At 35.6% G+C, this 16,846-nt stretch carries 15 protein-coding genes and 2 pseudogenes; all 17 read left to right on the plus strand.

Annotation, left to right across the window (positions count from 1 at the left end):
- Window positions 1-56 precede the first annotated feature (56 nt).
- The 17 genes and pseudogenes from WG932_RS29150 to WG932_RS29230 all read left to right on the plus strand — a co-directional run bounded on the left by WG932_RS29150 (window position 57) and on the right by WG932_RS29230 (window position 16,834).
- Entirely contained in the window at window positions 57-689 is a 633-nt protein-coding gene (locus WG932_RS29150) for a CatB-related O-acetyltransferase (protein WP_483086233.1), read from the plus strand.
- Between the two features lie 88 nt (window positions 690-777).
- Entirely contained in the window at window positions 778-1,497 is a 720-nt protein-coding gene (locus WG932_RS29155; protein ID WP_483086234.1) for a glycosyltransferase family 2 protein, read from the plus strand.
- 110 nt (window positions 1,498-1,607) lie between these two features.
- The gene (locus WG932_RS29160; protein WP_483086235.1) at window positions 1,608-2,747 is read left to right on the plus strand and encodes a glycosyltransferase; all 1,140 of its coding nucleotides are present in this window, start codon (window positions 1,608-1,610) and stop codon (window positions 2,745-2,747) included.
- Entirely contained in the window at window positions 2,740-3,291 is a 552-nt protein-coding gene (locus WG932_RS29165) for a DapH/DapD/GlmU-related protein (protein ID WP_483086236.1), read from the plus strand. The genes WG932_RS29160 and WG932_RS29165 overlap by 8 nt, the downstream gene beginning before the upstream one ends.
- Window positions 3,292-3,302: 11 nt before the next feature.
- A complete protein-coding gene (locus WG932_RS29170; protein ID WP_483086237.1) occupies window positions 3,303-3,566 on the plus strand; it encodes a glycosyltransferase in 264 nt (87 codons plus the stop codon).
- Window positions 3,545-4,120 (plus strand): glycosyltransferase family protein, encoded by a 576-nt coding sequence (locus WG932_RS29175; protein ID WP_483086238.1) that lies wholly within the window; start codon window positions 3,545-3,547, stop codon window positions 4,118-4,120. Before WG932_RS29170 ends, WG932_RS29175 begins: the two co-directional genes overlap by 22 nt.
- Before the next feature lie 103 nt (window positions 4,121-4,223).
- Entirely contained in the window at window positions 4,224-4,568 is a 345-nt protein-coding gene (locus WG932_RS29180; protein ID WP_483086239.1) for a glycosyltransferase, read from the plus strand.
- Window positions 4,565-4,981: a glycosyltransferase family protein gene (locus WG932_RS29185; protein WP_483086240.1), complete on the plus strand. Its 417-nt coding sequence runs from the start codon at window positions 4,565-4,567 to the stop codon at window positions 4,979-4,981. Before WG932_RS29180 ends, WG932_RS29185 begins: the two co-directional genes overlap by 4 nt.
- Window positions 4,982-5,066: 85 nt before the next feature.
- Window positions 5,067-6,056 (plus strand): NAD-dependent epimerase/dehydratase family protein, encoded by a 990-nt coding sequence (locus tag WG932_RS29190; protein ID WP_483086241.1) that lies wholly within the window; start codon window positions 5,067-5,069, stop codon window positions 6,054-6,056.
- A 280-nt stretch (window positions 6,057-6,336) separates the two neighbouring features.
- Entirely contained in the window at window positions 6,337-7,200 is an 864-nt protein-coding gene (locus WG932_RS29195; protein WP_483086242.1) for an MraY family glycosyltransferase, read from the plus strand.
- A 205-nt stretch (window positions 7,201-7,405) separates the two neighbouring features.
- Window positions 7,406-8,022 (plus strand): annotated as a pseudogene (locus tag WG932_RS29200) (DegT/DnrJ/EryC1/StrS family aminotransferase).
- The gene (locus tag WG932_RS29205) at window positions 8,012-8,500 is read left to right on the plus strand and encodes a DegT/DnrJ/EryC1/StrS family aminotransferase (protein WP_483086243.1); all 489 of its coding nucleotides are present in this window, start codon (window positions 8,012-8,014) and stop codon (window positions 8,498-8,500) included. Before WG932_RS29200 ends, WG932_RS29205 begins: the two are co-directional and overlap by 11 nt.
- A gap of 139 nt (window positions 8,501-8,639) precedes the next feature.
- Window positions 8,640-9,167 carry a sugar transferase gene (locus WG932_RS29210; protein ID WP_483086244.1) on the plus strand — a complete coding sequence of 176 codons (528 nt, stop codon included), beginning with the start codon at window positions 8,640-8,642 and terminating at the stop codon, window positions 9,165-9,167.
- A gap of 25 nt (window positions 9,168-9,192) precedes the next feature.
- Window positions 9,193-9,771 (plus strand): acetyltransferase, encoded by a 579-nt coding sequence (locus WG932_RS29215; RefSeq protein WP_149394898.1) that lies wholly within the window; start codon window positions 9,193-9,195, stop codon window positions 9,769-9,771.
- Between the two features lie 582 nt (window positions 9,772-10,353).
- Window positions 10,354-12,276, plus strand: a complete 1,923-nt coding sequence (locus WG932_RS29220; RefSeq protein WP_483086245.1) for a polysaccharide biosynthesis protein — start codon at window positions 10,354-10,356, stop codon at window positions 12,274-12,276.
- Window positions 12,277-13,503: 1,227 nt separating this feature from the next.
- A pseudogene (locus tag WG932_RS29225) lies at window positions 13,504-15,188 on the plus strand (polysaccharide biosynthesis protein).
- Window positions 15,189-15,427: 239 nt separating this feature from the next.
- Window positions 15,428-16,834: an anthranilate synthase component I family protein gene (locus tag WG932_RS29230; protein ID WP_339679962.1), complete on the plus strand. Its 1,407-nt coding sequence runs from the start codon at window positions 15,428-15,430 to the stop codon at window positions 16,832-16,834.
- Window positions 16,835-16,846 lie beyond the last annotated feature (12 nt).

The raw sequence follows: 16,846 nt of genomic DNA on the forward strand, positions 1-16,846 counted from the left end.
TTATGATTCTTATAATTAAAAATATTTTTAATTATTTTATTTTTATAATTAAAAGTATGCTATCCCCAATTAAAACATTAATTAAATATTCTCATGTAAAAACACATGGAAAAGTAATTATAAGTAAGTGTAATATTAGTAATTATGTTAAAATATTTAACAATACTCAAATAAGTAATTCTACAATTAAAGAATTTACTTATATTGGAGCCAATAGTAAAGTAATGAATTGTAGTATTGGTAAATATTGCTCTATCGCTCCAAATGTTAAAATTGGCTTAGGTATTCATCCTACTGATTTTATTTCTACCTATCCTGGTTTTTATTCTAATAAGGCCTCAAGTGTTTATAGATTTTATGAAAGCAATGCTGTAAGTGAACATAAAACAGTTGTGGTTAAAAATGACGTTTGGATAGGTGACGGAGCAACTATTGTTGATGGCGTAAATATAGGAAATGGCGCTATTATTGCTGCAGGTAGTGTTGTAACTAAAGATGTTCCAGATTATGCGATAGTAGGAGGAATTCCTGCTAAAATTATTAGGTATAGGTTTTCTGAATCTCAAATAAATAATCTTCTTGAAATCAATTGGTGGGATTATGAAATAAATTATATAAAAGAAAAAGCTCATCTTTTTATGAAGGTTGATGAATTTTTTAAAGAGTTCCTATATTTTTTTTTAATTTAATTGAATTTTACTTTTTTTATTGTTGTTATTTAATTTCCATTCTTTATGATAAATAAATTTATTAAATTTTGAGTTAATTCTTTAGAATATGAATAAGCCTTTGATAAGTATAATTACTGTGACATTCAATGCTGAAGATGTTTTGGAAGAGACTATATTAAGTGTTATTGGTCAAAAGTACGATAATATAGAACATATTATAATAGATGGAGGATCAACTGATGGTACCCTAGATATAATTAAAAAATATGATAGTCATATTTCTTATTGGATTAGCGAACCTGATAATGGGTTGTATGATGCGATGAATAAAGGGATCAAAGTAGCCACTGGTGATTGGTTGAATTTTTTAAATGCAGGTGATAATTATGTTAGTATTGATGTTTTATCTAATCTATTTAATTCTCCTATAGATGCCACAATTGTTTATGGAGATATTAATGTGCTTTTTTCAAATGGTACCATAAAGTATCACCAATCTGTTGAACTTATTGATGATAAGTCAATTATGTTAGGTATGGGGGTTTGTCATCAAGCGATATTTTACCATAAAAGTATTATTCATCCGTATGATAGTAAACTCAAACTTAAAGCTGAATGGAAACATTTGGTAGAAATAACTAGAATGGAAAATTTTATTCCTTTACGCTTTAATATACCAATTGTTTATTATCGCATTGGGGGAGTAGGTGCTGTTAAATATAATTTGAATTACAAAGAATTCAAAGAGGTGTTTCTAAATTTGTATGGTCGTAAAGCTTTTTATAATAATATTTTTTCTTTATTGAAAGAAAAGCTAGGTGTGTGACCAAAGATCTTCTATCTTTCTTTAATTTTAAAGTATCTTAAATTATTTCTTTTATTTATTATTTATTCAATTCTTAATTGTATTGAAACTATCCTGCTTTTAATGATACTATGAAAATTCTACATATTGTTCCTTCACTTGATCTTTCTAGTGGAGGGCCTTCAAAAAGTGTTTCTGATCTTGCTTATCAACAGGCAAAGCTTGAACATGAAATTACGGTGTTCACCCAAACTTCCGAAAATCCGTATTTTAATGAAAGTCCTCATCCTAAGCTGATTCTTCATTTTGTAAAAGAAAAGTCCTTTAAAAAAGAGTTAAAGAAATTATTAATTGAAAGAAAGTTTGATATACTCCATGGTCATGGGGTATGGCAAATGCCTGTTCATTTTATGGCTAGACTAGCCAAAAGCGCTAAGATTCCTTATATTATCACCCCTCGTGGGATGTTGGAACCGTGGGCTTTAAATGTCGGTAAATTCAAAAAGAAGTTAGCAATGTTTCTTTTTCAGAAACATGATTTGAATCAAGCCTCGTGTATACATGCCACCGCTGATATGGAAGCTGTAAACATTCAGAATCTTGGCTTTAAAAACCCTATAGCAGTTATTCCTAATGGAATTGATATATCAGAATTTCCAACTAAAAATAATGGTCATTCATCTTCTAAAGATAGAAAGACATTGTTATTTCTATCTAGAATCCATCCTAAAAAAGGAATAGAAATGCTTATCGAAGCATGGCTTCAGTTATCTCCTTCTGTACGTGGTGAATGGAGAATGGATATAGTAGGTAATGGGCAAGAATCTTATATTCAGTCTTTAAATCAAATTATTTCTTCAAATCAATTGGAATCCGAAATTGAAATTTTGGGGCCTAAGTTTGGGGAGGATAAAATCAATTGTTATTTGAAAGCTAGCTTATTCGTTTTACCTACCTTTAGTGAAAATTTTGGGGTGGTTATAGCCGAAGCCTTGGCTTGTGGTGTACCTGTTATTACTACTAAAGGAGCTCCTTGGGAGGACCTAAATACTTATAATGCAGGATGGTGGGTAGATATTGGTTCTACTCCACTTTTAGAAGCGATGAATAATGCCATGAAGCTTAGTGAAGACGAATTGAGGACTTTTGGAAAAAATGGACGAAGTTTAGTAGAGAATAAGTATACAATTCCTTCTGTGGCCAAACAAATGGTTTCTCTTTATGATTGGGTTTTGATCAAGAAAAATAAACCTGATTTTGTTTATGAATAAAGTTGACTTATCACAATATCAAAATACTATTGGTCGAAAAAAACAAATTATTCGGCTTATTTGGGTAGTAGTATGGGCAATTTTTGTTCGCCCATTTCCTAGGAGTATGGCAAAAAATTGGAAACAATTTCTATTGAGATTATTTGGAGCTAAAATTCATAAAACTGCTAATATTTACTCCTCAGTTCGAATTTATATGCCGTGGAATTTGGAAATGGCTGCATATTCTTGTTTGTCTCCAGAAGTTGATTGTTATAATGTTGCCAAAATTTACTTAGGTGAAAATAGTATAGTTTCTCAAAAATCCTATTTGTGCGCAGCTTCACATGATATCTCTAAAAATGATTATCCGTTAATAACAGCACCAATTATTATTGAGGATCAGGCTTGGGTTGGTGCTGGAGCTTATGTCGGTATGGGGGTTACAATAGGAGAAGGAGCTGTAGTAGGTGCAACCGCTTCTGTTTATAAAAATGTTGAACCGTGGACTGTGGTTGGAGGGAATCCCGCAAAATTTATTAAAAATAGAATAATAAAAGATTAGAAAAATTAGATATGCTTCCTATTACAATTATAGTTTCTGTTAAGAACGAAGAAAAAAATCTACCACATTGTCTAAAGCTTTTATCTGATTTTGAAGAAGTGATTGTGTTGGATTCCAATAGTACAGACCGTACACCAAAAATTGTTGAAGAATTTGGTTATAAGCTAGTTAACTTTAATTGGAATGGGCAATTTCCTAAAAAAGAAACTGGGCCTTGCGAAACCTTACCTTACGTAATGAATGGGTGCTATTTTTGGATGCTGATGAACAAATAACACCTGAATTTGTAAAAGAAGTGTCTTTGAAAATAAAAAATCATAGTTACAGTGGACTTTGGATTCATTACCAAAATTATTTTATGGGAAAAAAATTAGTGTATGGTGATAAAATGAAAAAATTGGCTATGTTTAAAAAAGATTCGGGTGAATATGAACGAATTTCTGAAGATTCATGGTCTCATTTAGACATGGAGGTACATGAACATCCGGTATTAAGTGGGAAGATTGGTTCAGTTAGTTCACCTTTAATTCACAACGATTATAAAGGACTAGAAAAATATATTGAGAGGCATAACCTTTATTCTTCATGGGAAGCAAAGCGTTACCTTCAATTAAAAAATAATTTTACGAATCTTACTCGGAGACAAAAAATTAAATATAATCTTTTGGAGACAGGGTTATTACCTTATATCTACTTTTTAGGTGCTTATATTTTTAAACTGGGTTTTTTAGATGGTCTTGAAGGTTATTATTTAGCGCAATACAAAAAACAATATTTTTTTCAAATACAAACTAAAATTAAAGAACTTAAAAGGCAGGTAAAAAATTAACATCACACCCTGAGGTTCTTTATTATTGGAGTTTACTATTTAAAGAATGGGTAGGAGTGATTGCTTATAAGTTAAATAACTATATATAACGTAAGTATTGCCAATGACTTTAAAAATCAGCTTAATTACCGTTACTTATAATTCTGCTCAAACTTTACAGGATACCATTAGCTCTGTAGCCAAACAAGAATACCCTGATATTGAATATATTGTGGTAGACGGATCCTCCAAAGACAATACTGTTGATATCATAAGGCGGAATGAGTCCACCATTAGTAACTGGGTTTCTGAACCTGATAAAGGCATGTATGATGCCATGAATAAAGGGATTAACATGGCCACAGGAGATGTGATCGGCATTCTCAATTCCGATGATTTCTTTTTGATACCAAAGTTCTTGCCGAAATTGCAGCTGCCTTTAATGCATCCTCTTCACCCGATGCGGTGATAGGTGATATTGTCTTTGTGGATGATGAAGATGAAAATAAAATAATCCGTAGGTATTCTGCCAAAAAATGGAAACCATCCAAGTTTGCTTGGGGCTATATGCCTCCTCATCCTTCATTTTTTGTTAGAAAAGAATTTTTCGATAAACTTGGACCTTATAAAACCGATTATAAAATTGCCGCTGATTATGAACTACTTATTCGGTTTTTACTTAAAGGAAAAATAAATTGGAAATACTTACCCATTGTCACTACTAAAATGCGTATGGGTGGACTGAGTACACAGGGCTTCCAAAGCCTGGTTACCTTGAATAAAGAAATTGCTCGTGGGTGCAAAGAAAACCAAGTGTACACCAATCCGGCCATGATATATTCCAAATACCTCTTTAAACCTTTTGAATTTATATTTAAGTAAGCTATCTGAATTATCGATGGTTTGGATTGAGACAGCTTAACAATCAATCAACCGGAATCTCTAGGTAAATCCTTTTCTAATTATCATGAACCAAACTTCTTCTATTCTAATTACCGGTGCTACCGGTTTCGTTGGTCAAAACCTTTGTGATTATTTAAAAGCCAAAGGGAAGGAGGACATTGTTTCTCTTTCAAGAAGTAATGCTGTTAAAGGAAAGGAAAAGACATTGACTTATGATCAGTTTTTCGCTGAAAATTCGTTTTCAGCAGCTCATTATGTACACTTGGCCGGTAAGGCCCATGACCTGAAAAATACAAGCGATGATCAGGCTTATTACGATGTTAATTATGGTTTGACTAAAAAATTATATGATAAATTTTTGTCAGATCCCTACGCCAAGAATTTTGTTTTTATCAGTTCAGTCAAGGCTTGTGCGGATGAAGTTGATGGGTGGCTAACTGAAGATAGTCCCTGTAAGCCCATTACAGCCTATGGAAAATCAAAGCTTCAAGCCGAAGAATATATTTTAGCAAATCTTCCCAAAGACAAGCATGTTTACATTCTCCGCCCTTGCATGATTCATGGCCCGGGAAATAAAGGTAACCTTAATTTACTTTTTGCCTTTGCCAAAAAAGGGCTACCTTTTCCTCTGGCGGCTTTTGAAAATCAACGGTCTTTCTTGTCAGTAGAAAACCTGTGCTGGGTAATTGAAAAATTAATAAGCCGAGACATTCTTTCCGGTGTTTATCAAGTGGCAGATAAAGGTACCTTTTCAACCAATGATTTGATTGGATTAATGGCAGATTCTTTAGGGAAAAAAGCAAGGCTTTGGGCCATACCGGCTACCTTAATTTCTGCTTGTGCAAAGGTAGGGGACAAGCTGCGTTTACCCCTAACTTCCGAACGGCTGAAAAAACTGACAGAATCCTATAAAGTATCCAATCAGAAGATTGTCAGCAGTATAGGAGAGCCTATGCCTATCAGTGCTAAAGACGGTTTGAAAAAACTTTTAAGGCTTTTATCTAACTTTAATCCTAAACATAAATACCATTTTAAGGGTTTTATTTTCCACTAGCATTGATTTGATGTTTAAAGGTCTTAACGCCTAATATTTACAAAAAAATTATTACCATTTAATTGAAGCCCCGGCAATTTCTAAGAAAAGGTCGGGGCTTTTTTTGCTCAGTGGGCTTATCTTAGCGAACAAATTTGACCTAATTTTTTTAAAGATTCCTTATATTTGTTCTTCTAAAACCAAATTTTTATGTACTATTTCATCGTTTTTCTATTGCTTTTAGTTGCCCAACTGTTGTACTTTATTATTGCTAAGAAGTTTAGCATTATAGATAAACCCAATGAACGCTCTTCTCATACAAAACCTACCATTAGAGGAGGGGAGTGATTTTGTTTTGGCAGTATTGCTTGCTTGGATCATGGGTGTGGCAAGCTGGCCTTTGGCTTTGGGAATTGTTCTTGTAGGAGCAGTAAGTATGGTGGACGATATTCGCCCATTGCATCAATTGCCTCGAATTTCTGTGCATTTATTGGCTACGGGACTCTTGATTTATGACATCAGTCAAGGAACCTCCTTGGGTTTATGGATTCCCGTTCTGTTTTTTCTATTGATAGGTTGGACCAACTTATTCAATTTTATGGATGGGATTAATGGAATTACTGTATTGTATGCCTTGGTGGCTTTATTCACTTTTTATCAGCTTCCCGAGCTAGAAGGGGATCAAGAATTGGTTGCCCTTGTAGGCATTTCGGCTTTGGTTTTTGCTTGGTTTAATGTCCGGAAAAAGGCCAAAACCTTTGCGGGTGATGTAGGTAGTATCAGCATGGCCATGGTGTTGGGTTATCTTATGATTAAGGTCATATTTATTACCCAAAATCCGTTTTACCTGTTCTTCTTCAGTCTATACGGAATAGATGCTTGTATGACCATTTTTATAAGGTTGTCCAAGAAAGAAAATATTTTCAATCCACACCGTACTCACCTGTATCAGTACTTGGCCAACGAAAAAGGTTTTTCTCATTTGTCCATTTCTTTTGCCTATGCAGTCGTGCAACTGCTAATCAATATGCTTTGGATTTATGGGATAGGATTGTCAGAAATTCACTGGCTTGCCGGATTGCTTTTTGTAGTTATTTTGGTCCCTCTTTACTTCGTTTTAAGGAGATTTGCACAACCAGTAGAAAATAATTTGAAAACATCGTAAAATTTATATTTTAAAAAATTTAATACCATTTTTCTTTTAAATTGGAAAAAATGTCGCTTCAATATGTAAAAATGTATTTACAATTTTACCCTGTTTTTTAGGCATAATATTTTTTTAGGCTGTTAAAATTCCTTTTGGTATTGATGGTTAATCGCTTAGATTTGTATAAAACCGTTGCTTTATTCCAGTTAGCAAACAGTATCAAATGACCAACAAAACAGGTAAAATTTATTTGTCATCTCCTCAATTTACCGGTGAAGAAATTGAGTTTGTGAATGAGGCGATAGCTCAGGAAGATATTGCAACGAATGGGGTTTTTATAAGGCAATTCGAGGAACAGCTAGAAAATAGATTCAATTCACCCTATGCAGTAGCCCTTAATTCCGGGACCTCTGCTATCCATCTTTCCTTACACCTGCTGAGGGTAGGGACCGGAGATGAGGTGATTTGCCAATCCTTCACTTATATTGCCACCACCAATCCAATTTTGTATTTGGGGGAACTCCCATCTTTGTAGACAGTGAAAAGGATACTTGGAACATGTGTCCCCTAAGTCTTGAGCATGCCATAAAAAACAGGCTGGCCAAAGGCAAAAAACCCAAAGCCATTATCGTAGTAAATCTTTTTGGCATGCCGGCCAATTGGCCAGAAATATCTCGAATTTCTCGGAAATATGACATTCCTGTATTAGAGGATGCCGCTGAATCAGTAGGCTCCAAAATAGGAGACCGATTTACAGGTACTTTTGGAGATTTGGCTATTTACTCCTTCAATGGAAATAAAATTATCTCAACAGGGGAGGGGAGCACTTTTGACAAATAATAGATTCTGGGATAAAAATGCCCGTTACCTTTCTACCCAAGCTAAATTGGATTTTCCCTATTTCGAACATATGGAAATGGGATTCAATTATAAAATGAATAACCTCTCTGCCGGTATTGGTTTGGCCCAATTGGCAGTTTTGGATGAAAGAATTGAGCGAAGAAGAGGTATTTACGATTACTACAAAAAGCATTTAGAAATACTTCCCGGCATTTCATTTTTAAATGAACCACAAGGTTATTTTTCCAATAGATGGTTGACCACCATGGTACTTGATCCTTCCATGACAGGTTTTCAGGCAAGTGATTTGAGGGAATTGCTTTTATCCGAAGGGATTGAGTCTAGGTTTTTGTGGAAACCGATGCATTTGCAACCCATGTACAGGAGCGCCTCTTTTTTGGAAGTGAAACTGCAGAAAAATTGTTTATCGATGGAATTTGCTTGCCAAGTGGTTCCGGTTTATCCAATGAACAATTGAACAGGGTGATACATGTTGTTTTCAGGTTGCACAAGGAGGTGGCCTGGAACGCTGAGAAATCTGTTTAAATACACTATAATGAGCAAGCGAATTTTTGATCTTTTCGTTTCTTTTGTTTTGCTTGTATTTTTTACCGGTTATGCTGGTTATCGCTCTATTACTCCTTTGGGAATATCAAGGCAATATTTTATTCATCCAACCACGATCAGGGAAAAAGGGGAAACCATTTAAATTGTTCAAATTTAAAACCATGGCAGACCAATTTGGTAAAGATGGATTACCTTTGCCCGATGAGTTGCGATTAACCCCAATTGGGAGAGCACTTAGAAATACTTCGCTTGATGAATTGCCGCAATTGATCAATGTGCTTAAAGGAGAGATGAGTCTGGTAGGTCCCAGGCCTTTACTTCCGGAATACTTGCCCTTGTACTCTGAGGAGCAAAGTAAAAGACATGATGTTTTGCCCGGAATTACCGGCTTGGCACAGGTTAGAGGAAGGAATAGTATTGATTGGCCGACCAAATTCAAATATGATGTTTGGTATGTTAGGAATCAGCATTTTTTGCTGGACTTAAAAATTATGTTCTTGACCCTAAAGCCTTTGCTCTTTCGTGAAAATATAGATTTTCAAAGCGACGTAAGCATGAAAAAATTTACCGGATCATAATTATAACCCTATTATAAAAATCGACATGTATATATTTGGAGCTTCAGGGCATGCTAGAGCCATTATTGATATATTGGACCCTAAAGTTAAAATCTCTGGAATATTTGATGACAATTCCAAAATTGAAGAAATTCTAGGCTTTCCTGTAAGCGGACCTGTTCCGGATAATTTCGTATTTGATGCGCCGTTGTTTATTGCGATAGGCAATAATGAAGGAAGAAAATTTTTGTTTGAGAAATTCAGTCCCAGAACCAACTTTGGTACCATTGTCCATGAATCTGCCTTAATTAGCCGGTATACTTCCATTGCAGAAGGGACAGTTGTTATGGAAGGAGCCATAGTGAAGGTAAATAGCCATATTGGCAAGCAAGTGATTGTGAATACCGGTGCTTCTGTAGATCATGATTGCGAGGTTGGAGACTTTGTTCATATTGCCCCACAGGCGACCCTATGTGGGGGAGCTCTAATCGGAGAAGGCACCATTGTAGGGGCAAATAGCACGATCCTTCCCGGTGTGAAAGTTGGGAAATGGTGTACGATAGCTGCCGGAGCGGTGATTAGCAGAAATCTTCCTGATGGAGCTGTTCAAAAAGGTTACGGTTAAGTTTCTGTAAACTAATTTTTACATCAAAATTAAAGAAAAAGCTTAGCCCCTATAAGTGGCTCATGTTTTGATTTTTCCGTGATTAATAAAATTTACTGTTTATAAATAAAGAAACTCTTTCCAGAAAAACCTTATCTTTGTATATGAAAGTTAAAAGAGTAACAGCTTAAAAAAATAGTGTTTTTATCCTACGTTGAACCCCGTAGGATAAAAACAAGCAGCAAACTAAGGGCGTGAATGGGGCATTTGCATTATTAAAAGATTCTAAATTCTAGTCCTTATTGGTCCACTTTGTTATTGTCTTGATTTTGTTTGAGGATTGCTGTGGCTACCTACAGGTAATGGCATGATCTTAACAAGCAATAGCTACATTATATTAGTAACAGGGAATTTAAATAGGTGCTAAAACTGGATGTTCTTTACCAAATGGTAAAGTCTCACACGGAATTTGTTACAAGTAGGAGGCTCCTTAGCGTTTATTTATCGAAGTTTTCCGGAGATAATCATTTTATTGTTGTTTTCTAGGCGTTCGGAATATTTATTGCTACTGTACTTTAATAAACCTTAAATAAACTTTAAAAAGTGTTGGAATCAAGATTTAATCCACTTAGGAAATTTTTAGAGGATGACCGTCATATTCACCCTTTGGTGATTTTGTCGGTAGACATCTTAATCGTATTCATTTCTTTCTCTTTGGCCTACCTAATTATTGGGGGATTTGGATTTGACCAGATTGATTTTGTCCAATATCTTATCGTAACGGCCTGCATTTGTTTAATAGCCTTACCGGTAATTTATTTTTCAAAACTGCATACCGGGCTTTTAAGGTATTCCAATATTGCAGATTTGTTCCGAATATTTTTGGCAACCATTATTTTTTCTTTGCTTTTTATCCTATTTTTCTTTGGGCTTGGCCATAGGTGGATCGCTTTGAACTATAGCTTTTTAATGTTGGTGATGTTGGTAAATTATTTTATTACTTCCACATTACTTATTGCATTTAGGTTATTGGCGAAATCAACTTACCTCAGTTTGGCAAATAAATTCTCAAATAAAGCTGTTCATAAGGTATTGATCTTTGGTGCCGACCAAAATGCGGTATTGGTCAAACAAGCGCTAAGTAATGACCCGGACCTTAACTATGTTGTGGAAGGTTTTTTGAGTTCTGACAGAACCATGCTAAACAATTACTTAGAGCAAAAGAAGGTTTACCACATGAAAGACCTTCCTAAGTTGAAGAAACAAAAGGACATCAAAGAATTGTTGATTACCAATGAAAATTTAAATCAAAGGGAAAAGCGAGTAGTTATCGAAAGATGTATTCGGTTGGGCATTAAGGTGTTGACCATACCTGCAGCAAAAAATTGGCTTTCAGGGGAGTTGTCCAGCAAGCAGATTAAAAAACTGCGCATTGAAGATCTGCTTCAACGTAAACCCATTGTAATTGATCAGCGGAAAGTAAAAAGCGACCTCGAAGGAAAAAAGGTTTTGGTTACAGGAGCTGCAGGCTCTATTGGATCAGAAATTGTTCGACAGGTGCTTACCTATAAACCTTCCTTGTTGATTTTATGTGACCATGCCGAATCTCCTTTGCATGATGTGCAATTGGCCATGGAGGATGAATTTCCCGATGCCAAAATGGAGGTTGTTTTGGCTGATGTAAGTAATTACGAGCGGATGCATAAGTTGTTCAATGTATGTAGACCTCAGATCGTTTATCATGCGGCAGCTTATAAGCATGTGCCGATGATTGAAAACAACCCATTTGAAGCCATTTCTGTGAATGTGGGTGGAACAAGAAATATTGCTGACCTTGCAATATTTTTTAAAGTGGATAAGTTTGTTATGGTATCTACAGATAAGGCTGTAAACCCTACCAATGTGATGGGGGCTTCAAAAAGGTTGGCGGAAATCTATACCCAATCTTTAAATGGAATCGAGACCTGTAATACAAAGTTTATCACAACCAGGTTTGGCAATGTTTTGGGATCCAATGGATCTGTAATCCCAAGGTTTCGCTCACAGATTAAAAAAGGCGGACCAATTACTGTAACCCACCCGGATATTACCCGTTATTTTATGACCATTCCAGAAGCTGTCCAGCTGGTATTGGAAGCAGGAACTATGGGCAAGGGAGGAGAAATTTATGTTTTTGATATGGGTAAGCCAATTAAAATAGTGGACCTTGCAAAGAAAATGATCCAACTAGCCGGCTTGGAAGAGGGAAAAGACATTGATATCGTTTTTTCCGGGTTGCGTTCGGGAGAAAAGCTCTATGAGGAATTACTCTCTTCAGCGGAGTTAACCCTACCTACCCATCATCACAAAATAAGCATTGCCAAGGTGTTACAGTACCCCTACGCGGAGGCCAATGCAAGCATTACTGAATTATTGGTGGTCAACAAGCACCATGACAATGAAGCCGTGGTAAAGAAAATGAAGGAGATCATACCGGAATTTAAAAGTAAAAATTCCATTTATGAAGGCCTGGATAAAACAGGCTGATAGATTGGGCCTAAGGCCCTTTATTATTTTTAAGTTGCTTACAAAGTTGCATTGAACCCGGTTTATGTAATAGAATGTCTATTGTATATTTCGGGTTGAATGGTGTTGGCGTTTTTTACTATTAGGATTGCTTAAGTTTGAACCTGAGGTTTATCTTTGTTAATATTAACTATGTATTTAAATCAAACTCCTTGGATCCCTTCCTTCTCTTTCATTGGGGCATGTTAAGAAATGATTATTTTATCCGGTATCTCCGGTATAGTTTTGCGCAAATAATCACCATGAGAAACAGGCGAATATTAGGGTGAAATTTTAACCACTTTATAGAGGTTATTTTATGATTGTTACAAAAATCACTTAATAGATGGTTAATTATTCTTTTAATTTTCAGGAAATAAGTGTTTAGTGGGTCTTTTTTACTCCTTTTATCCATAATTTTTTAAAAAAATAAAAAAAATTAAATGGGGTGTTCTAATGAGAAATGCAATTAATAATATGTGAAATGAATAAATGGAAGTAGAAGCGAATATTTTGTTTTAGCCTTATTCAAAAAATAAATAATTGTTGAGGGGCAATTTTAACCGGCTGTAGCACTTTTTAAGTAATTTTAGTATATTTGAGTACTTTATAAAACAAGTAATCGTTAACCAAGTTTTGTACGGTATTATTTTTAAAGAGAATTATAAAATGGAGACTATTTTTCAAACAACTCTAGATTGCCCAACCCAGAATTTCCTTTATTACGATAGGATATTAAACAGCAAAACCAAGGATATAATCCATAATTATTAATATAAATCTATAACCATTTCGATTATTTAAATTAATCGAACCTATACCTACCCAAGACAACCAAAATTTTGAAACAGCAATTGTAAGGTGTTTCAAAGTGGCGTTAAAAAGTTTTTTAACCAATCGATTTAAAATAATTATAGTTTTGACCGGTAAGTCGGGTCATTTAACCAACGTTTTTTTATGATCAACTTAAGCAAAAAAATCAACATTTTACCCAGATGGATTATCGCATTTCTGGATGGTTTTATCATGTTTCAGTGTGTTATTCTGGCCTTTTGGCTTCGAGCCAATTTTGACTGGGCATCATTGGCTGATTATCCTGTAATAGGATCCGCAGCAACCTATTTAATGATAGGAGCAATGGTTATGTTTTTCACAAAAAGTTATGTTGGGATTGTAAGGCATACCTCCCTCAGTGATGGGTTGTTGTTAATGAGAACGACAATCATAACTGCAGTTGTTGCCTATTTGGTAGATTTTGGCTACAGTGTTTTTCTTGTTCCGGGCAAGCATTTCCTTCCTTTGTCTGTATTGGTTATCACATCAGTATTGACCTTGTCCTTTTTAATGGTTTACCGGTTATTTGTAAAGGAAATTTTTAGCCTTATCAAATACAAGGTTGAATCCAACTTACCGGAAAAGGATGTATTAATTTTTGGTGCAGGTGAAGCAGGTATCCTTATTCATAAAGCGATCTTGAAAAACACCCATTACAAGTTTAATGTTCACGGATTTTTAGATGATGACCCTAAAAAACAAAAGAAAAAGGTTGAAGGAATTAGGGTTCACGGTGGCTTAGATATGTTGGATAGCCTGGTGAAAGAAAAAGGAGTTAAGGAACTGATTATTTCGGTGATGGACCTTTCTCCGGCTAGAAAAAGAGAAATCATTGACAGGTGTATTACACTAAATATTCACGCGCTTACCATTACTCCTGTAAATGAATGGGTAGATGGGAGCACCAAGACAGGTAGCTTGAGAGAAGTAAATATTGAAGATTTACTGAGCAGGGATGCTATCATGCTAAAAAATAAAAATGTAGCAAGTTACCTTAGTGGAAAAACCATTTTGGTGACCGGAGCAGCAGGCTCTATAGGAAGTGAGATTTGTAAGCAGGTAGCAAGGGCTAATCCAGGGTTTTTGATCATGTTGGATAAAGCAGAATCTCCCTTACATGAGCACGAAATAAGGTTAGAGAGTGAGTTTCAAGATTTGGGCTTACAGACCGTATTGGCGGATGTGACGGATGAAGAAAATCTTGAGCATATAATGAAGACCTATAGACCTGAGGTTATCTTTCATGCAGCGGCTTACAAGCATGTGCCAATGATGGAGAGGTATCCTATTCAGGCAGTAAGGTGTAATGTACTTGGAACCAAGACGGTTGCAGACTTGGCCGTGAGGTATGGGGTAGAGAAATTTGTTTTGGTAAGTACGGATAAAGCAGTGAACCCCACCAATGTGATGGGAGCTAGTAAGCGAATTGCGGAGATGTACATTCAAAGCCTTGACAAAAAGCTTAGAGAAACGGGTAATGGTGGTACACGATTCATTACCACAAGATTTGGTAATGTATTGGGCTCCAACGGTTCCGTTATTCCATTGTTTAAAGAACAAATAAAAAAGGTGGTCCACTTACAGTTACAGATGCCAAAGTTACACGTTATTTCATGACCATTCCTGAGGCCTGTGACCTTGTTTTGGAAGCCGGAGTAATGGGTAATGGGGGTGAAATATTTGTATTCGATATGGGAGAGCCGGTTAAAATCATTGATTTGGCCAGAAAAATGATTCACCTGAGTGGTAAAAAACCTGATGTAGACATCATGATCCGTATTACTGGTTTGAGACCGGGAGAGAAATTATATGAAGAAGTGCTTAATGACCAAGAAAAATCTCTGGAAACGCATCACCCGAAAATTAAAATTGCTCAAGTAAGACCGGGCGTTTTCGATGAGGTTAATCTGGATATTTCCTTATTGATGGAAATGAAAGGTAACGAAGGTGAAATGACTTTGGTGGGCCAAATGAAGAAAATGGTTCCTGAATTCTTGAGTCATAAATCCAGATTTGAAGCCATTGACAATGAATCCATCGTTCATGAATTAAAACCTTAAATTGACCCTCTATAGGTATGGTAAAAGAACAATTTTAAAAATAAATTAAAATACCTTTTTAAAATCGACACCCTTTTCTATATTTGCTCATCGTTATGAAAAATCAGAATCAAAATTGGTGGTGGCTTTCTTACTTCTTTTAAAGGGGAACAGCTAACTATTGCCAAATTTTGATCAATCGATATACTTAGGCTTGCTGGACTCCCGGCAAGCCTTTTTTTATTTTAAATACCCAAATAATGAATAAAATAAGAATCAAAACCCGGTATAAAAAGCTTTTGGCAGATACCATCACTCCGGTGAGTATTTACCTTCAGATTCGTGACAGGTATAACAATACCATTCTTCTGGAAAGCTCTGATTACCATGGAAATGAAAACAGTTATTCCTATATCTGTTGTGAACCCATGGCCACTTTTTCTTTAATTAATGGTGAGGTCCATCAGTCATTTCCCGATCAGACTACTTCTGTAAAGAGGCTCGAGAAATCAGACAATATTATGGATGAGCTTAGGCAGTTTGGGAATACCTTTCAGGAAGAAAAAATGGACTTTAAGTTCATTACCAACGGTCTTTTTGGCTATATCCAATATGATGGCGTAAGTTATTTTGAAGACATTACCATCAACAATCCTCAAGCTTCGAGTACCCCTTTGATTCATTATGCGGTGTACAAAAACATGATTGTGGTGGATCATTTCAAAAATGAGCTTTATATTTTTGAACACTATTTGGAAGGAGCAGAGGAGGATTCAGGCATTCCTAAAATTGAGATGATTCTTAATAATAAAAACATCCCAAGTTATTCATTTAGTCTGGATGGTAAGGAGTCTTCAAATTATACCGATAGTGAATTTCTGGATATACTTGCCAAAGGAAGAGATCATTGTTTCCGTGGCGACGTTTTTCAAATAGTATTGTCCCGATCTTTTTCCACAGGGTTTAAAGGAGATGAATTTAACGTTTATCGGGCATTGCGATCCATTAATCCTTCTCCCTATTTGTTTTATTTTGACTATGGGTCTTATAAGATTTTTGGAAGTAGCCCGGAAGCTCAAATCGTTGTAAAAGGTAGAAAAGCCACCATTTACCCAATTGCAGGAACATTTAAACGTACGGGCAATGATAAATCCGATGCTGAATTAGCAGTAAAGCTTTATGATGACCCTAAAGAAAATTCAGAGCATGTAATGCTGGTAGATTTGGCCAGAAATGATTTAAGCCGATCTTCGGAAAAGGTGAATGTGGAAGTTTTTAAAGAGATTCAATATTATTCCCATGTCATTCATTTGGTATCCAAAGTGACCGGGGATTTACCTGAAGGAGCCAATCCCCTGCAACTTGTGGCGGATACCTTTCCTGCAGGCACCTTGTCCGGAGCACCCAAATACCGGGCCATGGAATTGATTGATAACCTTGAGAATAGTGCTAGGAAGTTTTATGGTGGCGCCATAGGTTTTTTGGGTTTCAATGGAGATTTTAATCACGCCATTCTGATTCGTTCATTTGTATCAGAAAATAATCTTTTGCGATTTCAAGCAGGAGCAGGTGTAGTGGCCAAATCCTCCATAGAGAGTGAACTTCAAGAGGTTAGCAATAAGCTGGAAGCCTTGAGAGTTGCCCTCAAATCTGCTGAGACAATTTAATTAATTAGAAAA

It is taken from the genome of Cyclobacterium sp. SOCE241 (assembly GCF_056867545.1).

Excerpts from the sequence above, each read along its gene's own strand:
- WG932_RS29150 (WP_483086233.1), top strand. The coding sequence starts at position 57 with ATGCTATCCCCAATTAAAACATTAATTAAATATTCTCATGTAAAAACA.
- WG932_RS29155 (WP_483086234.1), top strand. The coding sequence starts at position 778 with ATGAATAAGCCTTTGATAAGTATAATTACTGTGACATTCAATGCTGAA.
- WG932_RS29160 (WP_483086235.1), top strand. The coding sequence starts at position 1,608 with ATGAAAATTCTACATATTGTTCCTTCACTTGATCTTTCTAGTGGAGGG.
- WG932_RS29165 (WP_483086236.1), top strand. The coding sequence starts at position 2,740 with ATGAATAAAGTTGACTTATCACAATATCAAAATACTATTGGTCGAAAA.
- WG932_RS29170 (WP_483086237.1), top strand. The coding sequence starts at position 3,303 with ATGCTTCCTATTACAATTATAGTTTCTGTTAAGAACGAAGAAAAAAAT.
- WG932_RS29180 (WP_483086239.1), top strand. The coding sequence starts at position 4,224 with ATGACTTTAAAAATCAGCTTAATTACCGTTACTTATAATTCTGCTCAA.
- WG932_RS29190 (WP_483086241.1), top strand. The coding sequence starts at position 5,067 with ATGAACCAAACTTCTTCTATTCTAATTACCGGTGCTACCGGTTTCGTT.
- WG932_RS29195 (WP_483086242.1), top strand. The coding sequence starts at position 6,337 with ATGAACGCTCTTCTCATACAAAACCTACCATTAGAGGAGGGGAGTGAT.
- WG932_RS29210 (WP_483086244.1), top strand. The coding sequence starts at position 8,640 with ATGCTGGTTATCGCTCTATTACTCCTTTGGGAATATCAAGGCAATATT.
- WG932_RS29215 (WP_149394898.1), top strand. The coding sequence starts at position 9,193 with ATGTATATATTTGGAGCTTCAGGGCATGCTAGAGCCATTATTGATATA.
- WG932_RS29230 (WP_339679962.1), top strand. The coding sequence starts at position 15,428 with ATGAATAAAATAAGAATCAAAACCCGGTATAAAAAGCTTTTGGCAGAT.